This is a genomic window from Arcanobacterium sp. (ex Cirak et al. 2026) (genome assembly GCF_053585065.1).
Window position 1 is genome coordinate 1 of the sequence record NZ_JBQJCE010000020.1, and the last position, 19,626, is coordinate 19,626.

A 19,626-nucleotide genomic window follows, 5' to 3' on the forward strand; every position below is an offset into this window, starting at 1 on the left:
TTTTAATTAAAAATGTGTTTTCATTATTAATATTGTGGGGGGCGCGGGGCCCCCAGCGCCCCCACCACATTGACAGCGTAAGAGCTAGTGAGGAACGTAGGCTGAAAGGCATCCGTCCGATAGACTATTGGCGTGATGGAACAAACACCTTTGAAAGATCCGAACGCTCACGCACACTGGCAAGAGCTGCACTCGAGCGAATTCAATGATGAGTTCGCCTACGACGGCCCACTGGGGGCTGAATATACTGAGCACGCCACAACTTTCCGACTTTGGGCTCCGACGGCTGAGCATGTAGAGCTGATGCTCGGCAGTGATGGTGCGGACATCGTCGATATGCGGCGAAGTGAACGTGGCGTGTGGCTGGCCTCAGTCCACGATGATCTCTCCGGCGAGGTCTACCGCTATCGTCTTTCTTTCCCCGGCGGGCATCGGAATGTGACGAGTGATCCCTGGGGGCGCGGGTCGACGCCGAACTCGAAGGCGTCTGTTGTGATCGATCCAGTAGCAGCGGGTCGGCCGTGCCAGCGACTGGCTCCCATGCGTGCAGCGGACGCGGTGTTTTACGAGGCTCACGTGCGCGATCTAACCATCGGCGTCGACAACGGTATCCGCCACAAAGGAAAGTTTCTTGGGCTGACTGAAACCGGAACGCGTACGGCGTCGGGAAATCTCTCGGGGCTTGACTACCTCAGGAGTCTGGGAGTAAGCCACATCCAGCTGTTGCCAATCTATGATTTCGGCTCGGTGGATGAAATGGGTGATCTTTCGTGGGGTGCTCAATACAACTGGGGCTACGATCCGATGAATTATTTCGTGCCCGAGGGCTCGTATTCATCTGATCCGTGCAATCCGTATGCGCGCATCCGTGAACTTAAGTCAGCAATTGACGCGCTCCATAATGCCGGTTTGCGCGTGGTCATGGATGTTGTTTTTAATCATGTCTACGATGCCGGAACAAATCCGCTTGAGATGACAGTTCCGGGATATTTTTTCCGACTCAACGACGATGGTTCCTTTGCTGACGCTACCGCCTGCGGAAATGAGACGGCATCAGAACAACCGATGATGCGCAAGCTCATTGTTGATGCGGTGGTTTATTGGGCCAGCGAGTTCGGTTTGGATGGATTCCGCTTCGACCTGATGGGGATTCATGATGTTGAGACGATGAATGCTGTGCGTCGCGCTCTTGACGATATTGACCCATCGATCATCATCATTGGTGAAGGATGGGTGATGGGCAATCATCCCGAAGGTATTCTTCCAGCTGATTACCATCATGCTGACGCAATGCCGCGAATCGCGCATTTCAACGATTCTTTCCGTGACGCAATGAAAGGGTCGCCATTCGACAATTACTCACGTGGTTTTGCCTCCGGTGCTGATGGCGCAAGAGCAATCGCCGACGGCGTTATCGGTTCGCGCCAGACATTCCCGTTTTCTGATCCAACACAGTCGGTGATCTATAACGAGTCACACGACGACTACACGCTCTTCGATAAGCTTGCTCGTGCTTTTCCTCAGGCAAGTGAGGATGAAATTATCCGACGCTGTGAATTAGCAACCACGATCCAATTGCTGGGGGAGGGGATCGCATTTCTTCATGCGGGTCAAGAGTTTGGACGCACGAAGGAAGGCTTGCGTAATTCCTATGCCTCACCAGACTCAGTCAATGAGTTCGATTATGATCGTGCAGCTCGCTGGCCCGAATTCGTCACACTAGTGCGTTCCCTACTCGCACTTCGCTCACACCAATCATGGCTGCGACTAGGAGATTTCGACGTCATCGACAGCGCCTACGACTTTACTCACGTGGATCAGCTGCGCATCTCCTACTCCGTTCGCGCAAATGGACAGGAAGCTCGTGTTTTCGTCAATGCAAGTGAACATCCGTGGGCAACAGAATTGGACACCGACTGGAAAATACTAGTGGCGAACTCGACTGCCGACGTCGCAGGTATAACAGGTACAGTGGCTGACGTTGCTCCGTTATCAGTATGCGTTGCTGTTAAACAATCTCAATAAGAGTTTTGAGTATCACACACATCATCCGGGAGGATCATGAAGATCGTACGTGGACGTGCGTTCAGAGCCACGCGGCCATGAGCAGTGTGGATTTAGCCTGTATTCTTCATGCCAGCGGCTACGCCATTGACGGTGATCAGGAGGGCTCGCCTGGTTTCACGATCGACCTGTGTACCTGATGCTTCGGCTTCACGCACTTTCTTCATTAGTGCTACTTGCATGTAGTTCAACGGTGCAAGATAGCGATCTCGCACTGCGAGGGTTCGTTGAAGTGTCGGCTGATTATCAAGTAGTGTCTCGGCTCCTGTCAGCCACGCGACCTGTTCGACCGTGAGTTCGTGTTCGCGCCTAATGAGGTCAAAGATCGGCCACAGACGCTCAGGAACGAGCGAATGGACATAGTGTGCCGCGATCTCGATATCTGTCTTTGCCAAGGTCATCTCGATATTGGACAGGACTGACTGGAAGAACGATGACGCCTGACGCATGTTGAGGAGATCCGCGTCATATCCGGCTTCGCGTGCAGCCTTGATACCCGAACCAAAACCGAACCATCCTGGAACAATCTGACGCGACTGAGTCCATCCGAATACCCAGGGGATTGCACGAAGGCCATCCAGACCTTTCTCTGATGTTGTCCGCTTTGAGGGACGCGAACCGATGTTGAGGTCACCCAGAAGTTCTACTGGTGTAGATGAGACGAAATATTCGGGCAAATCTGGATTCGATGCGAGCTCGTGGTAAGCGTCATAAGATGCCTCAGAGATGAGATCCAAAATCGAATCCCAATAGGCAACCTGATCATCGCTGTGTCGTCGCGTACGATGTAAGGCCGTTGCCTGCATAACAGCAGCGAGAGAGAGATCAAGGTTTTCACGTGCGAGGCGCGGGAGGAGGTACTTGTCTGAAATGACCTCCCCCTGCTCGGTGAATTTAATCTGGCCTTCCAACACCCCAGCTGGCTGAGACATAATCGCATCGAATGTGGGACCGCCACCGCGTCCAACTGAACCGCCACGACCGTGGAAAAGACGAAGTTTAACGTGGTACTTTGCTGCCACATCGCGCAGCGCTCGCTGTGCCTTCTGAATCGACCACTGAGAAGTAAAGACTCCAGCTTCCTTATTTGAATCGGAGTAACCGAGCATGACTTCTTGCACATCGCCGCGGAGTCGAACGATTTCACGATAGGAAGGATCCGACAGAAGTTGATCGAGAATTTCACCAGCTGCGGCAAGCTCAACTGTGGTCTCAAGTAGAGGAGCGAAGCCGACGTCGGCACGCTTTGTTGCCGATGACAGGTCGAGAATACCTGCTTCCTTGGCGAGCACAGCGGCTGCGAGAACATCGTGTGCTCCATGTGTCATCGAAATGATGTACGTCGTAATAACATCGCGACCATATGTGCGCTGGGCATCACGCAATGCACGGAATGTATTGAATGTGATGCGCTCGAGTGGGGCGAGAACGGACTCTTCGTCGTCGTCAAGCACAGCGCCTGCGAGCGGACGTGCGGATGCCAGTTCACGGGAAAGAACCTCACGTTTACCTTCAGCATCGAGCTGTGAATATGGAACGTCGAGTTCGCCGAGTCGATCGTAAAGCTGAGCCAACACATCGTGGTGTTTCTCGGAGTGCTCTCGCACATCCATCGTTGCCAGGGTGAACCCAACGGCTCGGATAACATGCATTGCGGTAGCAACGGCACCGTCGGCGGAACGCGAGTGATGGCGACGCAGAGCATCGCGCAGCATCGCAAGTTCGTCCAAAAGCTCATCAACATCGGCGTAGCCCCGGCCATCATATGCCGTGCCTTCGGCAAAACGCTCACGAGTAACGCCCACTTTGTGTCGCATCGCCCCGAGTACTAAGCGGTAGGGCTCTTCAGCAAACATTTGGCGAATCTCTTCATCGCCGGGGTATGACTGGTAATGAGTGTCGAGGTAAGCCGTGAGCTCATCGTCGGTGCCAGTGAGTGCCGCAGAGATTGAGGTGGACTCAATGAGTTGGGTAAGGAGTTCGGCGATAATATCCATCGCGGTGGTTGCTTGTAGACGCAACACCGTCGCAGTGACTTCTGGGGTGACAAAGGGGTTTCCGTCGCGATCGCCGCCGATCCACGTACCGAAGATGAGCGGTGTAGATGAATCGGAAAGCCGCGCACCAGATGCTTTGAGCTCGGAATCGAAGTCGCGAAGGAAATCGGAAAGTGTGTGGAGGTAGATCTGGCGAAGATAATAAAGTGCGTTGCGCGCTTCGTCGATGGGGGTTGGCTGTTCGGAGCGAATCTCGTCGGTCTGCCAGAGGCTCTCAATAATTTCAGTGAGTCGAGCATTTTGGCGCTTGCGGGCGAGTGTGCCAGAGGCGGTATCGATTTCAAGAATCTCAGAAATCGCACGTAGTTTACGGAGAATCGCGCGCCGGGAGGCTTCGGTCGGGTGTGCAGTGAAAACGAGGCGTGCTTGAAGGCTATCAACGGTTTCTTGCAGTCCTTCGGCGCCGAGTGCATCAGCAATTTGGCGAACTGAGCTGGGGATCCATGAGTCGGTGTCATTGGTTGCGTCAATTGAACGGATTCGATATGACTGTTCGGCTGAATTTGCTAGCAAGAAGTATTGGGCAAATGCGCGTGTTGCCAGAGTCGCTTCGTCGCTTGGGAGTGCTGAAAGGGTAGCAAGGAGTTCACGCCCGAGTGTGCCGGTTGGATCATCTGCAGCTGCTTTGGCACGTAGACGGATATTGTCTACCAGTTCGAGCACATCGCTACCGTAGTGATCCTCAAGCACATTTCCGAGCAAGGTGGTGAGCCGTCGGACTGCCGCGCGTAACGACGCGTCAATGCGTGGATCGTCCTGGATCGGCTCAGTGTCGTCGATAATTTCGGACATATATCCCTCCCATTGTTTTGCACGGCCAATCTTAGTCGTGCCTGAACAACTCACACAATTGTGATGACGAATGGGGAATACCCCTCATCCTGAAGGTTGAATATTTAACTAAAGAGTGATAGTGTCATATCAGAAACATCACTTTCTCGAAGAATCGAAGGAGTAAGACAATGGATATGCAGTTCGGAGTATTTTCCGTCTCGGATATCACCACCGATCCCACTACGGGTCGCACTCCCACGGAACACGAGCGCATTAAGGCTTCTGTGGAGATCGCCAAGCACGCTGAGGATGTCGGCTTGGATGTGTATGCCATCGGTGAGCATCACAATCCGCCCTTCTTCTCCTCGTCGCCAACTACCACGCTTGCTTATATCGCGGCGCAGACCAAGCGCATCATACTGTCCACTTCCACCACCTTGATTACTACTCAAGACCCGGTCAAGATTGCTGAGGATTTTGCGATGCTCCAGCACTTGGCAGACGGGCGAGTTGACCTCATGATGGGGCGCGGTAATACCGGCCCAGTCTATCCGTGGTTTGGTAAAGACATCCGCCAAGGTATTCCGCTCGCGATCGAAAACTACTCACTTCTGCGTGAGCTGTGGGATAACGACGTCGTGAACTGGGAAGGACAATTCCGCACGGCGTTGCGTAACTTCACCTCGACTCCGCGTCCTCTCGACGGCGTCGCTCCCTTCGTCTGGCATGGCTCGATCCGCTCCCCAGAGATTGCCGAGCAGGCTGCCTACTATGGCGATGGCTTCTTCCATAACAACATCTTCTGGCCAATGAGCCACACGAAGCGTATGGTGGCGCTGTATCGTCAGCGCTTCGCGCACTACGGACATGGGCGTCCGCAGGATGCCATCGTCGGTTTGGGCGGACAATTTTACATGGCGAAGGACTCACAGACGGCGAAGCGTGAGTTCCGTCCGTATTTCGACAATGCTCCGGTGTACGGAAATGGACCGTCCATGGAAGACTTCACCTCGCAGACTCCGCTCACTGTCGGGTCTCCACAGGAAGTCATTGATCGAACCTTGGGATTCCGTGAGGCAGTTGGTGACTACCAGCGTCAGATGTTCCTGATCGACCATGCGGGTTTGCCATTGAAGAAGGTTCTTGAGCAGATCGATTATCTCGGTGAAATCTTGCCGACCTTGCGTAAGGAATTCACAGCGATGCGTGAGGACGGTGTTCCTGATGCACCGACACATGCATCACTCGTCGCTGCTCGTGGAGGTGGACATGATTCCACTGTTTTCGGTGAGCCAGACAACGTTTCGGGTGTTGCGACGCCGTATGAGCAGCAAGAAAGTGATGAAGCCTCTGTGAAACATGCTGACAACCTCTTGCATCTGACGGAGAAGCACTGATGAATATCGTCGTCATATCGGCGTCGCTCTCGGAAAACTCGACGACTGACGCGTTGGGGGAGAAGCTTGCTCGCGCGGCGGTCAATGTACTGCCGGGCAGTGAGTATCATGTGATTTCATTGCGTGCCTATGCTCACCACATTATGGATGCAATGTTGGCGGGTTTCCCGGCGCCAGGACTCGAAGAGGCATTCGATGATGTCCTCAATGCTGATGCAGTGGTGGCGGTGACACCAGCCTACAACGCGTCAATGTCGGGGCTATTCAAAAGTTTCTTTGATGTCATGCCGGAAGACACCTTGAAGGGGAAGCCAGTGCTGATCGGTGCGACGGGGGGTACTCCGCGCCATTCGCTCGTCACTGAACACGCGCTGCGGCCGATGTTCTCCTATCTTCATGCGCATGTGGTTCCCACGGCAGTGTATGCGGCAACGGAAGATTGGGGAGCAGCAGCCGCCGACTCTGATGGTTCGGGAGGCGCGTCGCTCGAACGGCGTATTTCGCGAGCGGGGCGTGAGCTTGCTCTTGCGGTCACGGATGGTCAAGGTGAAACTGCCGACGCTGCTGCGGTTGGTGAGAAGTTGAAGAATGGGAAGGTGAGTCAAGCCAAACAGCGCGGTGCGACGCGCCTTGCAGGTAAGAGTCAAGAGGAGCTGATCCAGACTGACCCTACCGATCTATATGAAGACTTTGCCTCGTTCGATCAGCTTCTGAAAAAGTAGGGTTTGGGACGCTTTTGGGAAGCGTCCCAAACCCCCTGAGCTGAATCAACAAGCCCGTGAGTTGAATCAACAAGCCTGTGAGTTGAATCAATAGAAGAAAACACATTCAAAATTTCGTGGGTATAAAGATTGGTGGCAGATAAATTATCTGCCACCAATCTTTATACCCACGAGATATTAGACCTGTGCGGAAATATTAGGCCTGTGCGATTGCTGAGCCAATGAACCACGCTTGCTGCTCAAGGCGGCGTACATAGTCGAGGAGGATATCGGCCGAAGCTGGATCCTCGGCGTCGACCTTCTCATGTACTTGGCGCAGAGTGTTGACGGTAGCGGTAATTGCGGCGACGGCTGCTGCTGCACCATCGACATCGCTAATCGAGCCCTTGCTCAACACTGGAAGAGAGTTTGATTCTGCGACTGCGCTTGGGCGTCCATCTGCATTGAGCCCGATTGCGCGCATACGCTCAGCGACTTCGTCGGATGCTTCGCGTGCGATGGCCACTACATCGTCAAGATAGAGGTGAAGTGCGCGGAATCCTGGTCCAACGATATTCCAATGCAACTGCTTGGCATTGAGAGACAATGCGGTGACGTCGGTCAATACCTTTTGAAGTGATTCTCCGAGCACGTCGGAGGCCTTAAATGCGTCTGCCATGATTCTTTTCCTTTCAGTTCTTGGCCACAGTGGGAACATGCGAACATATCCCACTTTCTGGTATGAGTCCATTATATCGTTTGAGGAGGTAGATTCCGGAAGTTTCGATACGGGCGAAATCCCAGATCTACGTCGGGGACGGTGACACCTTGGCGCACATAGAGCGTGACCCGGAAGCGCAGACCAGTACGAGAAGTATGCCAGCCTTCGTCTGGAGAAACCTGTGCAGCAGAGAAATCGTACCTAGGCCAATTCGGAGCGAAAGTATCGGCGTCGGGCACATCAAGATCGACATCAGTGATCAGGAGCAAATGTGCCTGATCAGCCAACGCGTCGAATAGTCCTGCGCCGCCGATGCACCATGCGATCTCGCCGGTGGCATCGGAGTAGGCATCCTGCGCGCTTCGCACAACATGTGCTCCAGGGAAGTCGTCCGCATTTGCGCTGGTGACCACAATATTCCTGCGATTCGGGAGCGGGCGGTTGCGGGCAGGAATTGAATTCCAGGTTTTCCTCCCCATAAGAACATCACTGCCAGTTGTGACATGTTTAAAGACAGCGAGATCTTCAGGAAGATGCCACGGGAGCTCTCCCCGAACTCCAATTGCGCCACCGCGGCCTTGAGCGAAAATCAAGCCAAGCAGTGGCAGGCCGGGGGAGCCGCCGTCGGAAATACTTGGTGTGGACATCAGTGACCTCCTTACACTGCCACGGGGGCAGGAATCCGCGGATGGTGCTGGTATCCGTCTGACGCGTCGATATCGTCCATTTCGTAGTCGAAGATTGAGGAGGCTTTACGCAAGTGAAGAGTAGGGAACGGATACGGTTCGCGACGAAGTTGCTCTGTCACTTGCTGGAAATGATTGGTGTAAATGTGGCAGTCTCCACCAGTCCACACAAAATCGCCGACCTGAAGATTGGTTTGTTGTGCAACCATGTGCGTCAGCAACGCATACGAAGCGATATTGAAGGGAACACCGAGGAAGAGATCTGCACTTCGCTGATAGAGCTGGCACGACAAGCGCCCTTCAGCCACATAAAACTGGAACAATGCGTGGCATGGAGCTAACGCCATTTTGTCCAGTTCGCTAACATTCCACGCCGATACGACAAGTCGGCGCGAATTGGGATTAGTTCGAATCTGTTCGATCACGTTGGAAATCTGGTCAATGTGTTCGCCCGACGGCGTAGGCCAACTTCTCCACTGAGCACCGTACACAGGGCCCAAGTTTCCATCCTCATCAGCCCACTCATCCCAAATGGTGATGCCACGTTCGCGTAACCATTCGATGTTCGTGTTTCCATGCAAGAACCACAGTAGCTCGCCTTTGACAGCTTTCATCGCGACGAATTTCGTGGTGATGCGTGGAAAACCCTCGGCCAGATTATACCTAAGCTGACGGCCGAAAACGGACAACGTTCCCGTGCCGGTTCGGTCACCCTTGAGGGTGCCATTTTCCATGACCTCAGCAAGGAGATCTTCGTACTGGCGATTGATCATAGTTTCAGTGTATCGACGACAGAGTTGACGATGAGTGCATCCTCTTCAAGCGCACGTGCGGCCTGTGCGACAGCTTTCTGCTCAATTTTCTTCCCAACGAAAGGCACGGAGACATGAACCTCGCCGCGAATTTCCGCAATCGATCCAGCGTCGTCGGGGGAGAGTGCAACACGGAAGTTGGCCGTGACCGGCAAGCCGGAGATTTTTACGATGTGAGCCACGACGTTGGCCTCTGCACGCGTATGAACTTCTGCAGAGAAGCCACGTGATGCAAAACGCTTGACAGCTTCCGGAAGTACATCGGCACTTACCCGTGCACGCACGCTAGCTACAGTTCCATCAAATGAGTAGTCGTCCAGCTCTACACCAGCTTTGCTTGCGCGCGCATCGGCTAACTCGCGGCTCAAAAGAACTCGAGCAACCACGTCGGGAGCAGCGTTGTAGCGTACCTGTGCTGAAAACTCCATAAGTCCCCTCCTTGCGGGCAGAATTTCCCCTATTGTTAGGGGCGTGCCTACTTTAACGAAGATGCTTGAAAGAATACCGGAATTTAGCCAAGACGATCGTGATTGGCTTCATCGGCTCATCGGTGATTCCCAACTTTTGGCAGATCTGACATTTTCTGATGTGTTGCTGATAGTTCACTGCCGTGGACAATACAAAATTGCTGCGCAAACCCGTCCTGCAACCGCTGCGACTCTCTACGAATACGACGTCGTAGGGATGGCAGCGTCGGAAGAAGCTATCGAAGACCTTGACGATGTATACCTGCGAAACAAAATGGTACGCACCCAACTCGGTGACCGTCGCGTGGTCATTGTTCCAGTGTGCCGTGTGCCAGGCTCACCCATTGCATTACTGGCACTTATGAGCGCGCCGCACCCAGATCGTCTTCCCTCACAAGCACAGATGAGCTACGAGGACATCGCGAACGAACTCCTGACGATGGTACGTGCTGGAGCATTCCCAGTAGAAGGCTCGCCTACCGGGTATCGACATGGCACACCACGTGTGTCCGACGGTGTTGTCCACATCGACGGTGCAGGTCATGTGCTGTACATGTCACCTAACGCTGTGTCTCATTTCCGCAGGCTCGGCGTTGACGACACCCTGATGGGGTCTGTGCTTGCAGAAGCGGTGGCCTCACATATTGAAACTCGCGATGTGGATGAGTCTTTGCCGGTTGTCCTGATGGGAAGAGCAGCGTGGATGAGCGAAGTAGAATCTCATGGGGTCGTGGTGTCACTGCGCGCCGTGCCTTTGCTCTACCAGAGTAAACGCACCGGTGCCGTCATCCTTTGCCGCGATATTACTGAGCTTCGCCGCCAAGAGCGCGAACTGATGACCAAGGATGCCACAATCCGCGAAATCAATCATCGAGTGAAGAACAATCTCCAAACAGTCTCCGCACTTTTGCGCTTGCAAGGACGCCGGGCGACGAATAAAGAGACTGCTGATGCACTGTCGAATGCGCAACGTCGAGTCTCCACCATTGCGTTGGTTCATGAGCGGCTATCGGAAACAATCGATGAGGTTGTCGATTTTGACCATCTTTTTATCCCGCTGATGCGCCTCATTCGCGATGCTGCCGTGACTGACGTAGACGTGCGAACAACATTCACTGGGTCTTTCGGACGAGTGCGTGCCGAGCAGGCCACTGCGCTCGCCGTGGTGATGAACGAGGTGCTCTCGAATGCCATTGAGCACGGACTGAGCCACGGTCAGGAGGATCCACGAATCGATATCGAGGCAAGTCGCTTTGGACAACGCCTGGTGGTAACAGTGTGCGATAACGGAAATGGCATCGGAGAAAAAGGCCCTGGTTCGGGTCTGGGCACTCAAATTGTGCGGACGATGGTGACAGGAGAGCTTGCCGGGGCGATTCAGTGGTCTAACCGCGACGAGGGGGGAACGGAAGTCACCCTGACAGCACAGTTACGTTCGTAATTTCCTTTGGAATAATGCACAAATAAAAAGCGCGCAGGTCTTCATACCTGCGCGCTGACGCTTTGCCCTTGTTTCTCACCTGATCTTGTCGGTGTCACATACTTTTATCCGACTGTCGTGACGCGTGTAGCTCGCGCTGCGTTGCGCTTGAGAGCTTTGCGCTCATCCTCAGACTTTCCTCCCCAGACGCCGCAGTCCTGGTTTGTCTCGAGAGCCACTTTTAGGCATGTTTCCATCACTGAGCAAGTTTGACACACGAGTTTTGCGCGTTCCATCTGTGCCATTGCAGGGCTCGAAGAACCGACGGGGAAAAAGAGTTCGGGATCTTCTTGCAAGCATGCAGCACGGCTGCGCCAATCCATGTGTCGCTCCTTTTCGCTGTGAGGTTAATGTGGCTTTTTGATCATACGCACACAGACCTGGAGTTTCTCTCATGTCATCAAAAGTGTGACCGAGCACCTCCCGGATGAGGAATTTCTTTTCATCCTTGGATCGAGGGGTGACGGCGTCAGCCTTATGAGCTGCAAGGATTGAGTGAAAACGTCCGTATGCTCCGAGCCTTGATGAGACGTTGTCAGGATGAAGAGAATTAGTGCGAAGGTAGTCTGCCGCGATTTTCTCCACGAGGCGTTTCGTCAGTGTAGGTGTTCAAGAGCGGAGACGAGAATTGCCAGCTTCCATTACTGTGTACAAGTCATTGTGAAAAATAATCACCATGGCCAAGAGAGTGGATGAGTGCATGATCTTCCATGAGTACTATGCGAATTGTGAGAACGTCGAGCGCGACCGCTGTCGGCTTGAGCGATTACGGTGCTCAACGTGTGCGTGAATTTCTGTCATACCCCCTGAGTACAATAGGTAGCGTGAAGATGAAATTTGCAGATGCCAAGGCCCGGTGGGAAGAACTCGCTCCGCAGGTGAAGCGTGCGCAAGATGCGTATCACTTAACGGGAGAGCCAGTCATGGTTGATGCCATGTACGATTCTCTCATCCATGAGATGCGTGCCCTTGAAGATCAATTTCCCCAGCTATGGAGTCCAACCTCTCCCACAATGCGTGTCGGGGCGAAAGTTGCACGTGGTGGATTGGCAGAAGTGACACATCGTGAGCAGATGTATTCGCTCCAGGATGTTTTTTCCCGTGAAGAATTGCGCCAATGGTATGAATCGATCAATGCCGAATTGCCAGCAAGTTCGCGTTTCACGGCAGAAGTCAAGATTGATGGACTGGCACTAAACCTGACCTATCGCGACGGTGTTTTAGAAACTGCGGCAACACGAGGTGACGGTATCACTGGCGAAGACGTGACGCGCAATGCGCAGGCAATCTCTGCAATCCCACATCGTCTTTCCGGCAAGAACCACCCGCACCTTATTGAGATCCGGGGTGAAGTCTACTTCCCCGTTCAGGCGTTTGAGCAGTACAACGCACAGGTTATTACGCGCAATAAAGAGATTGCGCGGCGAAATAGCGCAATCAAGGAAAAGAATGCCGAAATTCGCAAGGAAAATGCGCGCCGTCGTCGTCAGGATGCAGAACACGCTGTATTACAGCCAATTTTGCGCATCGAGCAACCACTCAAAGAATTTGTCAACCCGCGTAACGCGGCCTCAGGGACGCTGCGTCAAGAAGACACGACATCTTTTGCGTTGAGATCACTGTCGTTTATTGCCCACGGGATTGGCTACATGGAGGGTGCAGATGCCGCACTGAACCAACAACTTGCGACACAAGAGGGTGTCTATAGTGTCTTTGAATCATGGGGAGTTCCAGTTTCAGATCGGACAGCGATAGTGTCATCGATCGAAGAGATCGAAGAGTATCTTGATCGATATCAGAATGCTCGTGATTTGCTCGATCACCAATTCGATGGCGTCGTCATCAAACTTGAAGATCGCCACGTGCAGGATTTGCTTGGTTTTACCACTCGTGTGCCGCGCTGGGCAGTGGCATATAAGTTTCCTCCCGTTGAAGTGCAGACCCGTCTCCTCGATATCAGAGTCCAGGTCGGACGTACCGGCCGCGTGACTCCATACGCTGTGATGGAACCGGTATGGGTGGATGGGTCAACTGTCTCGCAAGCGACTCTTCACAACCCTACGGAGGTGGAGCGTAAAGGCGTCAAAATTGGAGATATCGTCATCTTGCGTAAAGCTGGCGATATCATCCCTGAGGTGCTCGGGCCGATTGTCGCGATGCGTGATGGAACCGAACGCAATTTTGTGATGCCGACGCACTGTCCTGCATGTGGGGGAGAGATCCGAGCAACTAAAGAAGGAGATGCTGATCTCCGGTGCCAAAATACTCGGTCATGCCCTGCTCAGCTCAGCCAACGTATCGTCCATATTGGATCACGCGGGGCACTCGATATTGAGGCATTAGGCGAAGAAACCGGATTGTGGTTAGCAGACCCAGACCGTTATCGTTCGGATGCACTTATCGCCCTAGCAACCGGTCACAAAGTGTCCTTTGAAGCAGAGTTAGGGGCGATGATCAGTCTCGCATTGCCGTTGGCGAAACGGCAGGCACTGGGAATTGTGGATGAGGACGGTGCAATTATTGATCCAGAATCGGTCATTAGCCAGCCGATTTTGGAGTCACTGAATTTTCCAGCTCCCTCTGTTCCAGTGTTGGAAACGGAAGCAGAGCTTTTCGATCTCACTGCTGAGTGCGTTAAGGACGTGAGAATCTGGCAACCAGTGAAAAAAGCTGGGGAAGAAACAGGGGATTGGCGTCAAGTTCGCGCTGCATGGACTAAGCCAGTCTGGCTTAAAGCCAATGCCTCGCGTTCTCAACCAGAGTTGAAAAAACCAAGTGAGCCAAGTCGGACAACACTCAAAATTCTCGAGCAAATTGAGGCATCGAAGCGCAAAGAACTGTGGCGTAAGCTCGTCGCGCTCAATATCCGCCATGTTGGCCCAGTCGCAGCGAAAGCACTTGCCGCGGAATTCGGATCGCTTGAGAATATTCTCCAGGCAGGAACTGATGCAGTGTCTCGCGTGGAAGGTGTTGGAGAAGTCATCGCTCACTCATTCTTATCTTGGTTTGATGAGCCATGGCATGCTGACATTATTGAACGCTGGCGGAGCGCAGGAGTGACCTTCGAAGATCACAATATGGCTGTCGAACAGCTCCCGCAAACTCTCGATGGCATGGTTATTGTGGCGACAGGCTCATTTGCGACGTTTACTCGCGATTCGATAAACGAGGCCATTGAATCTCATGGAGGAAAAGCAACCGGATCGGTATCAAAAAAGACCAGCGTCGTCGTCGTTGGAGAAAAAGCTGGTTCGAAGGCAACAAAAGCAATTGAGCTCGGAATTCCCACTCTCAGTGAGGAAGAGTTCGCCACCTTGCTTGAAACGGGGAAATTGCCTCAGTAATGGATGACTCCCGTACATCGGTAATGTGCGGGAGTCATCCAGATTTCTCTGGTGTTGTACTACAGAAATTGAGATCAGTAAAAGGGAGCGAGGGGGCCAAGAATTTTCTCGGCAGCACGGGCGAGCGCACCACGTTGTTCCCATACTTCCGGAAGGAGCTCGTGGGCGTTGGTGAGGTCAGAAATAAAAATTTCTTCCATCGCATGTGCAAAATCGCTCGAGTAGATTTCGACGTTCACTTCATAGTTACCGTTCATCGACAGGGCGTCAATATTGGTCGTGCCGACGGTAGACCACACGCCATCAACAGTCATTGTCTTGGCGTGAACCATAGCTTCTTCGAAGAGGAAGATTCTCACGCCCGAACGCAACAAGGATGAATAAAGAGAGCGTCCCACCCAATCGGCGAGAATATGGTTTGAATACTGGGGGATCAAGATACGCACATCGACCCCGCGTTTCGCTGCTGCTGTCAATGAATTGAGCATGCCGTCGTCGGGAATGAAGTAGCCCATCGTGATCCAGACATTCACAGAAGCGCGGTCAATGTTCTCCATGTAAAGTGTCCGCACTGGGTAGGAATGGTAGGCCGGGATATTTTGTACCGCCCGCACGTTTGGCGACCAGTGCCTCACTTGTGGGACGGGGAGAGGCGCGGAACGGCGTCTAAAGACGTTCCACATCTCCACGAACGAATTTTCGAGTTCCCACACTTGTGGTCCGGTGATACGGATATGCGTGTCACGCCAGTAGTGGGCATAGAGAGCGCCAATGTTATACCCGCCCACAAACGCCACTCGCGAATCGGTAATGAGGAGCTTGCGATGGTCATAGCCCTTGTCTTTCGCAAGTCTGGTGAGCGATCCAAGACGAACCAGTGGGAAATGGATGACGTCGAGATTGGGGTGAGCCGGAAAATAACGGAAGCGCGGATTTTGATTGAGATTTCCTAGGGTGTCGAGAATGACGTTGACCTTCACTCCACGGTCAGCTGCTTTGAGAAGTTCAGCTTTAAATTCCTCTCCCACTTCGTCCGCTTTGACAATGAAAGATTCGAAGTAGACTGTGCGCTCTGCGCTGCGGATAGCTGCGAGCATATCGTGGTAGAGGTCGGCGCCGAAAGTGTAAACAGTGATCTCATTGCCTGCAACATTGACTGTTTTGGGTGGTAAATGCGGGAATTCACCTGTTGGTGGATTGCGTTTTTTCCGGTGCGAATCAATAGCGATGATCGACGCAGCTGCGACCACTTGTGCACTAGCAACAGTAATTGCGGTCCATTTGAACACATTTTTTATGTGTGGCCACGCGTGCTTACGAAAATTCCCCATAGCCACGATTCTACCGGCAAGACGCGTTCGCACCAATGAGACGACGCAGTTAGAATATCGGTATGTCGACATTTTCTAAAGAAGAGGTGCAGCGTCTGGCTGACCTCGCGCGTATAGCGCTCACAGACGAAGAAGTAGCAAGGATGGCGGGCGAATTTTCGGTCATTGCCGACGCCGTGGCTTCAGTAGCAGAGGTAGCAAATTCTGACGTACCTGCCACATCTCATCCCATCCCGCTGAGCAACGTAATGCGTGAAGACGTGCCGGGCGAGACACTCGATCGTGATGAAGTGCTCGCGATGGCACCAGATGCAGCTGACGGTAAGTTCCAAGTTCCCCAGATTCTGGGAGAGGAGTGAATCGCATGGAGTGGATGAAGAAGAACGCTCACGAACTAGCGGCGATGCTCCGCACTGGTGAAGTCACATCGGTTGAACTCGTCGAAGGATACCTTTCGCGGATTGACAAGCTTAACGGAAAAATGAATGCCTTCTTGTTTGTTAACCGTCAAGGTGCGCTGGAGGCAGCGAAAGCAGTCGACGCGGATCGCGCTGCTGGCGTCGAGCTACCACCGTTCGCAGGCGTGCCGGTAGCTATCAAGGACAATATGTGTGAACACGGGGTTCCGACCACCGCAGCATCAAAGATGCTTGAGGGCTGGAAGCCTCCTTACGATTCCACGGTTGTGCTCAAGCTCAAGGAAGCGCGCTTGCCGATTCTTGGGCACACTAATATGGATGAGTTTGCGATGGGCTCATCGACCGAGCACTCTGCTTTCGGTCCGACGCATAACCCATGGGGAGAGAATCTCACTCCTGGTGGTTCGGGCGGTGGCAGTGCAGCAGCAGTTGCCGCGTACCTTGTCCCCTGGGCATTGGGATCCGATACCGGCGGATCAATCCGCCAACCGGGAGCTTTTACTGGCACCGTCGGAACCAAGCCGACGTATGGTGCTGTTTCTCGTTACGGGATCATCGCGATGGCTTCGTCGCTTGATCAGGTCGGTCCAGTCACCCATACCGTTGCCGACGCCGCAGCGTTGCAAGAAATCGTCGGCGGGTATGACCACTTCGATTCGACATCACTGGAAGGTGTCTCTGAAGGTCTGGCAATAGCCGCAAATGAAGGTACCCAACTAGAAGATCTGTCAGGTTTGCGAATTGGCCTGGTTGAAGAACTTGATGGTGCGGGTATCGATGAGGGGGTTCGCGCGGTGTTCCACGAGCGTCTCGATGCGCTCAAGGCTCGTGGTGCTCAGATTGTGCGTGTTTCGTGCCCGTCGTTCAAATACACCATCGGCGCTTACTATCTGATTATGCCGGCGGAAATGAGCTCTAACCTCGCTCGTTATGACGGTGTTCGCTTTGGGAACCGCGTCCTCCCAGCGGACGGCCCAGTGACTGCTGAGACGATGATGCGCGCCACGCGCGGGGCAATGTTTGGTGACGAAGTCAAGCGCCGTATTCTCTTGGGAACTTACGCATTGTCGTCGGGGAATTATGACCAGTTCTACGGTGCTGCTCAGAAGGTTCGTACGCTGATTCAGCGCGATCTTGCGGCTGCTTTCGAACAAGCTGACGTCCTTCTAGCTCCGTCGGCGCCGACTGTTGCATTCAATTTTGGCGAAAAGATTGATGATCTTCTTGCGATGTACATGAACGACCTCACCACGATCCCGGCAAACCTTGCTGGTACTCCGGCAATGACTGTGCCTGCGGGTCTCTGCGATGGCCTTCCGGTTGGTGTCCAGGTGCTTGCGCCAGCGAAGGAAGACGCACGCATGTACAAGGTTGGTGCTGTGATCGAGCGTGATGTGGATCCGTCTGCAACTGCCACTCCAATTGAGACCTGGGAGGAGAATCTCTGATGGATGAACTGATGGAATACGATGACGTTGTAGCTAACTACGATCCGGTACTGGGTATCGAGATTCATGTTGAGCTTTCGACGCAGACGAAGATGTTCGACGCAGCTCCGAATGCTTTCGGTGGAGATCCGAATACGTTCATCACCCCGGTTTCACTTGGCTTGCCGGGTTCACTTCCCGTGGTAAATAAGAAAGCGATTGAGTATGCGATCCGTTTGGGCTTGGCACTGAATTGCAAGATTGCAGAGTCGTGTCGCTTTGCACGCAAGAACTACTTCTATCCGGATCTCGCTAAGAACTTCCAGACGTCCCAGTCCGACGAACCGTTGGCGTATGACGGTTACCTCGATGTTGAACTAGATGACGGAGAAGTTTTCCGTGTGCCGATCGAGCGTGCACACGTGGAAGAGGACGCTGGGAAGAACACGCATATCGGTGGTGAAGGTCGAATCCACGGTGCAGACTACTCGCAAGTCGATTACAACCGTGCAGGGGTACCATTGGTAGAAATTGTCACTCGACCAATCGAAGGAACCGGAGCTCGCGCTGCTGAAGTTGCAGCAAAGTATGTCCAGACAGTGCGCGATATCGCACGGGCCATCGGAGTTTCTGAGGCGCGTATGGAGCGAGGAAACGTCCGTGCTGATGTAAATGTGTCACTTCGCAAGACTCCGTCGGATCCCTTGGGCACACGTACCGAAACGAAGAACGTCAACTCGTTCCGTGCGATCGAAAATGCTGTTCGTTATGAGTTGTCCCGTCAGGCGGCGACGTTGGAGAACGGAGAGAAAGTTTTCCAGGAGACTCGCCACTGGCAGGAATCGGATCAGACGACCCTCGCTGGACGTCCGAAATCTGACGCCGACGACTACCGATACTTCCCAGAACCTGATCTTGTGCCGCTTGCTCCGTCGCGTGAGTGGGTTGAGGAGATTCGCCAGTCGTTGCCGGAGTTACCAGCTGCAAAGCGTAAGCGTCTTCAGGCAGAGTGGGGAGTGACCGATCTTGAGATGCGTGACATCGTCAACGCGGAAGCTTTGACGATTATTGAGCAGACAGTTCAAGCTGGTGCCACTTCCGCTGGAGCACGAAAGTGGTGGATGGGTGAACTTGCTCGATATGCCAAAGAAAATGGGCTGCCGCTCGGCGATGTTCCAATGACGACTGCTCAGGTTGCTGAAGTTGATCAGATGATTGTTGATGGAAAGCTCAACGATCGTCTGGCACGTTCAGTCATCGAGGGAGTGCTCGCTGGTGAGGGAACGCCTCAAGAGGTTGTCGCAGGGCGTGGCCTGGAAATTGTCTCCGATGATTCAGAATTGATCGCTGCGATCGATGCTGCAGTAGAGGCGAACCCGAAGGTTGCTGAGTCAATCAAGTCTGGTAATGCGAAGGCATCTGGTGCGATTGTTGGAGCAGTCATGAAGGCGACGCGTGGCCAGGCTGATGCGAAGCGTGTTCAAGCTCTGATTGCACAGAAGTTTGGACTATAAAGAATCACGTGATGGGAAAGCCTTCTTCAGTGCAATGTAAGAGTGGTTGCCTCGTGTAGTTCGAATTGCCAAGAGGCAGCCACCCAAGCCGCCACACACGCTGTGACTGCCTCGTGTAGTTCGAATTGCCCCAAAATTTGGGGTGTGTGGCGGGCTTTTGAAGTGCTCTTTGAAAGTTGGACTGATTAATCGGTTCCTTCTTTCAGGGAGCACTTCAGTTTTTTGTTGGTGTGGTGGGGTTGGGTGGGGTTGGGTGGGGTTGGGTGTGGTGTCAAGTGGTGGGTGTGTGTGGTGGGTCTCGTGTGGGTTTTTTGTTGGTGTGGTGGGGTTTGTGGGTGGTGGTGTGGTGGGTCACGTTGTTTTGTTTTGACGTGGGGTGTGTGGGGGTCTAGAGTATTTACCTGTCGCCGGGAGCGAGTGAGTTTCTGGTGG

Annotated in this window: 15 protein-coding genes; 8 read left to right on the forward strand and 7 right to left on the reverse strand. The window is 53.4% G+C overall.

Annotated features, from left to right (window positions below; all coding sequences use genetic code 11):
- The first annotated feature begins 135 nt into the window (after window positions 1-135).
- Window positions 136-2,025 carry a type I pullulanase gene (pulA, locus tag ACTOVJ_RS07995; protein WP_449504229.1) on the forward strand — a complete coding sequence of 630 codons (1,890 nt, stop codon included), beginning with the start codon at window positions 136-138 and terminating at the stop codon, window positions 2,023-2,025.
- Window positions 2,026-2,117: 92 nt separating this feature from the next.
- Here pulA and ppc read toward each other — a convergent pair whose 3' ends face one another.
- On the reverse strand, window positions 2,118-4,913 hold the full coding sequence (ppc, locus tag ACTOVJ_RS08000) for a phosphoenolpyruvate carboxylase (RefSeq protein WP_449503598.1): 2,796 nt from the start codon (window positions 4,911-4,913) through the stop codon (window positions 2,118-2,120).
- 170 nt (window positions 4,914-5,083) lie between these two features.
- On the opposite strand from ppc, the gene ACTOVJ_RS08005 reads away from it, so the two are divergent.
- Both ACTOVJ_RS08005 and ACTOVJ_RS08010 read left to right on the forward strand, forming a co-directional pair.
- On the forward strand, window positions 5,084-6,292 hold the full coding sequence (locus tag ACTOVJ_RS08005) for an LLM class flavin-dependent oxidoreductase (protein WP_449502575.1): 1,209 nt from the start codon (window positions 5,084-5,086) through the stop codon (window positions 6,290-6,292).
- Entirely contained in the window at window positions 6,292-7,014 is a 723-nt protein-coding gene (locus ACTOVJ_RS08010; RefSeq protein WP_449504206.1) for a CE1759 family FMN reductase, read from the forward strand. The genes ACTOVJ_RS08005 and ACTOVJ_RS08010 overlap by 1 nt, the downstream gene beginning before the upstream one ends.
- Window positions 7,015-7,210: 196 nt before the next feature.
- Here the strand turns inward: ACTOVJ_RS08010 and ACTOVJ_RS08015 are convergent, their stop codons facing one another.
- The 4 genes from ACTOVJ_RS08015 to ACTOVJ_RS08030 form a co-directional block, all read right to left on the reverse strand.
- Window positions 7,211-7,672 (reverse strand): Dps family protein, encoded by a 462-nt coding sequence (locus ACTOVJ_RS08015; protein ID WP_449502573.1) that lies wholly within the window; start codon window positions 7,670-7,672, stop codon window positions 7,211-7,213.
- Between the two features lie 71 nt (window positions 7,673-7,743).
- Window positions 7,744-8,361, reverse strand: coding sequence for a dihydrofolate reductase (locus ACTOVJ_RS08020; protein ID WP_449502572.1), 618 nt, complete (start codon window positions 8,359-8,361; stop codon window positions 7,744-7,746).
- Between the two features lie 11 nt (window positions 8,362-8,372).
- Window positions 8,373-9,173: a thymidylate synthase gene (locus tag ACTOVJ_RS08025; RefSeq protein ID WP_449502571.1), complete on the reverse strand. Its 801-nt coding sequence runs from the start codon at window positions 9,171-9,173 to the stop codon at window positions 8,373-8,375.
- Window positions 9,170-9,640, reverse strand: coding sequence for a DUF2505 domain-containing protein (locus ACTOVJ_RS08030; RefSeq protein WP_449503601.1), 471 nt, complete (start codon window positions 9,638-9,640; stop codon window positions 9,170-9,172). The genes ACTOVJ_RS08025 and ACTOVJ_RS08030 overlap by 4 nt, the downstream gene beginning before the upstream one ends.
- 61 nt (window positions 9,641-9,701) lie before the next feature.
- On the opposite strand from ACTOVJ_RS08030, the gene ACTOVJ_RS08035 reads away from it, so the two are divergent.
- Window positions 9,702-11,120 carry a sensor histidine kinase gene (locus tag ACTOVJ_RS08035; RefSeq protein WP_449503602.1) on the forward strand — a complete coding sequence of 473 codons (1,419 nt, stop codon included), beginning with the start codon at window positions 9,702-9,704 and terminating at the stop codon, window positions 11,118-11,120.
- Window positions 11,121-11,224: 104 nt separating this feature from the next.
- Here the strand turns inward: ACTOVJ_RS08035 and ACTOVJ_RS08040 are convergent, their stop codons facing one another.
- Window positions 11,225-11,482 carry a WhiB family transcriptional regulator gene (locus tag ACTOVJ_RS08040; RefSeq protein WP_449502568.1) on the reverse strand — a complete coding sequence of 86 codons (258 nt, stop codon included), beginning with the start codon at window positions 11,480-11,482 and terminating at the stop codon, window positions 11,225-11,227.
- Window positions 11,483-11,989: 507 nt separating this feature from the next.
- On the opposite strand from ACTOVJ_RS08040, the gene ACTOVJ_RS08045 reads away from it, so the two are divergent.
- Window positions 11,990-14,503: a helix-hairpin-helix domain-containing protein gene (locus tag ACTOVJ_RS08045; RefSeq protein WP_449504689.1), complete on the forward strand. Its 2,514-nt coding sequence runs from the start codon at window positions 11,990-11,992 to the stop codon at window positions 14,501-14,503.
- A 74-nt stretch (window positions 14,504-14,577) separates the two neighbouring features.
- On the opposite strand, the gene ACTOVJ_RS08050 is transcribed toward ACTOVJ_RS08045, so the two are convergent.
- Window positions 14,578-15,792 carry a phospholipase D-like domain-containing protein gene (locus ACTOVJ_RS08050; protein ID WP_449503603.1) on the reverse strand — a complete coding sequence of 405 codons (1,215 nt, stop codon included), beginning with the start codon at window positions 15,790-15,792 and terminating at the stop codon, window positions 14,578-14,580.
- A gap of 104 nt (window positions 15,793-15,896) precedes the next feature.
- Between ACTOVJ_RS08050 and gatC the strand changes: the two genes are divergently transcribed.
- Genes gatC through gatB form a run of 3 tightly spaced genes read left to right on the forward strand, consistent with a single transcriptional unit; the run spans window position 15,897 to window position 19,194 of the window.
- Window positions 15,897-16,193, forward strand: coding sequence for an Asp-tRNA(Asn)/Glu-tRNA(Gln) amidotransferase subunit GatC (gatC, locus tag ACTOVJ_RS08055; protein ID WP_449502565.1), 297 nt, complete (start codon window positions 15,897-15,899; stop codon window positions 16,191-16,193).
- Window positions 16,194-16,198: 5 nt separating this feature from the next.
- The gene (gene gatA / locus ACTOVJ_RS08060; RefSeq protein WP_449504205.1) at window positions 16,199-17,701 is read left to right on the forward strand and encodes an Asp-tRNA(Asn)/Glu-tRNA(Gln) amidotransferase subunit GatA; all 1,503 of its coding nucleotides are present in this window, start codon (window positions 16,199-16,201) and stop codon (window positions 17,699-17,701) included.
- Entirely contained in the window at window positions 17,701-19,194 is a 1,494-nt protein-coding gene (gene gatB / locus ACTOVJ_RS08065) for an Asp-tRNA(Asn)/Glu-tRNA(Gln) amidotransferase subunit GatB (RefSeq protein ID WP_449503604.1), read from the forward strand. The genes gatA and gatB overlap by 1 nt, the downstream gene beginning before the upstream one ends.
- Window positions 19,195-19,626 lie beyond the last annotated feature (432 nt).

Bases quoted from the DNA above. Each gene is read 5' to 3' on its own strand.
- gatB (WP_449503604.1), top strand. From the start codon at position 17,701: ATGGATGAACTGATGGAATACGATGACGTTGTAGCTAACTACGATCCG.
- ACTOVJ_RS08010 (WP_449504206.1), top strand. From the start codon at position 6,292: ATGAATATCGTCGTCATATCGGCGTCGCTCTCGGAAAACTCGACGACT.
- ACTOVJ_RS08040 (WP_449502568.1), bottom strand. From the start codon at position 11,482: ATGGATTGGCGCAGCCGTGCTGCATGCTTGCAAGAAGATCCCGAACTC.
- ACTOVJ_RS08030 (WP_449503601.1), bottom strand. From the start codon at position 9,640: ATGGAGTTTTCAGCACAGGTACGCTACAACGCTGCTCCCGACGTGGTT.
- ACTOVJ_RS08020 (WP_449502572.1), bottom strand. From the start codon at position 8,361: ATGTCCACACCAAGTATTTCCGACGGCGGCTCCCCCGGCCTGCCACTG.
- gatA (WP_449504205.1), top strand. From the start codon at position 16,199: ATGGAGTGGATGAAGAAGAACGCTCACGAACTAGCGGCGATGCTCCGC.
- ACTOVJ_RS08015 (WP_449502573.1), bottom strand. From the start codon at position 7,672: ATGGCAGACGCATTTAAGGCCTCCGACGTGCTCGGAGAATCACTTCAA.
- ACTOVJ_RS08005 (WP_449502575.1), top strand. From the start codon at position 5,084: ATGGATATGCAGTTCGGAGTATTTTCCGTCTCGGATATCACCACCGAT.
- gatC (WP_449502565.1), top strand. From the start codon at position 15,897: ATGTCGACATTTTCTAAAGAAGAGGTGCAGCGTCTGGCTGACCTCGCG.
- ACTOVJ_RS08035 (WP_449503602.1), top strand. From the start codon at position 9,702: ATGCTTGAAAGAATACCGGAATTTAGCCAAGACGATCGTGATTGGCTT.
- ppc (WP_449503598.1), bottom strand. From the start codon at position 4,913: ATGTCCGAAATTATCGACGACACTGAGCCGATCCAGGACGATCCACGC.
- ACTOVJ_RS08045 (WP_449504689.1), top strand. From the start codon at position 11,990: ATGAAATTTGCAGATGCCAAGGCCCGGTGGGAAGAACTCGCTCCGCAG.
- pulA (WP_449504229.1), top strand. From the start codon at position 136: ATGGAACAAACACCTTTGAAAGATCCGAACGCTCACGCACACTGGCAA.
- ACTOVJ_RS08025 (WP_449502571.1), bottom strand. From the start codon at position 9,173: ATGATCAATCGCCAGTACGAAGATCTCCTTGCTGAGGTCATGGAAAAT.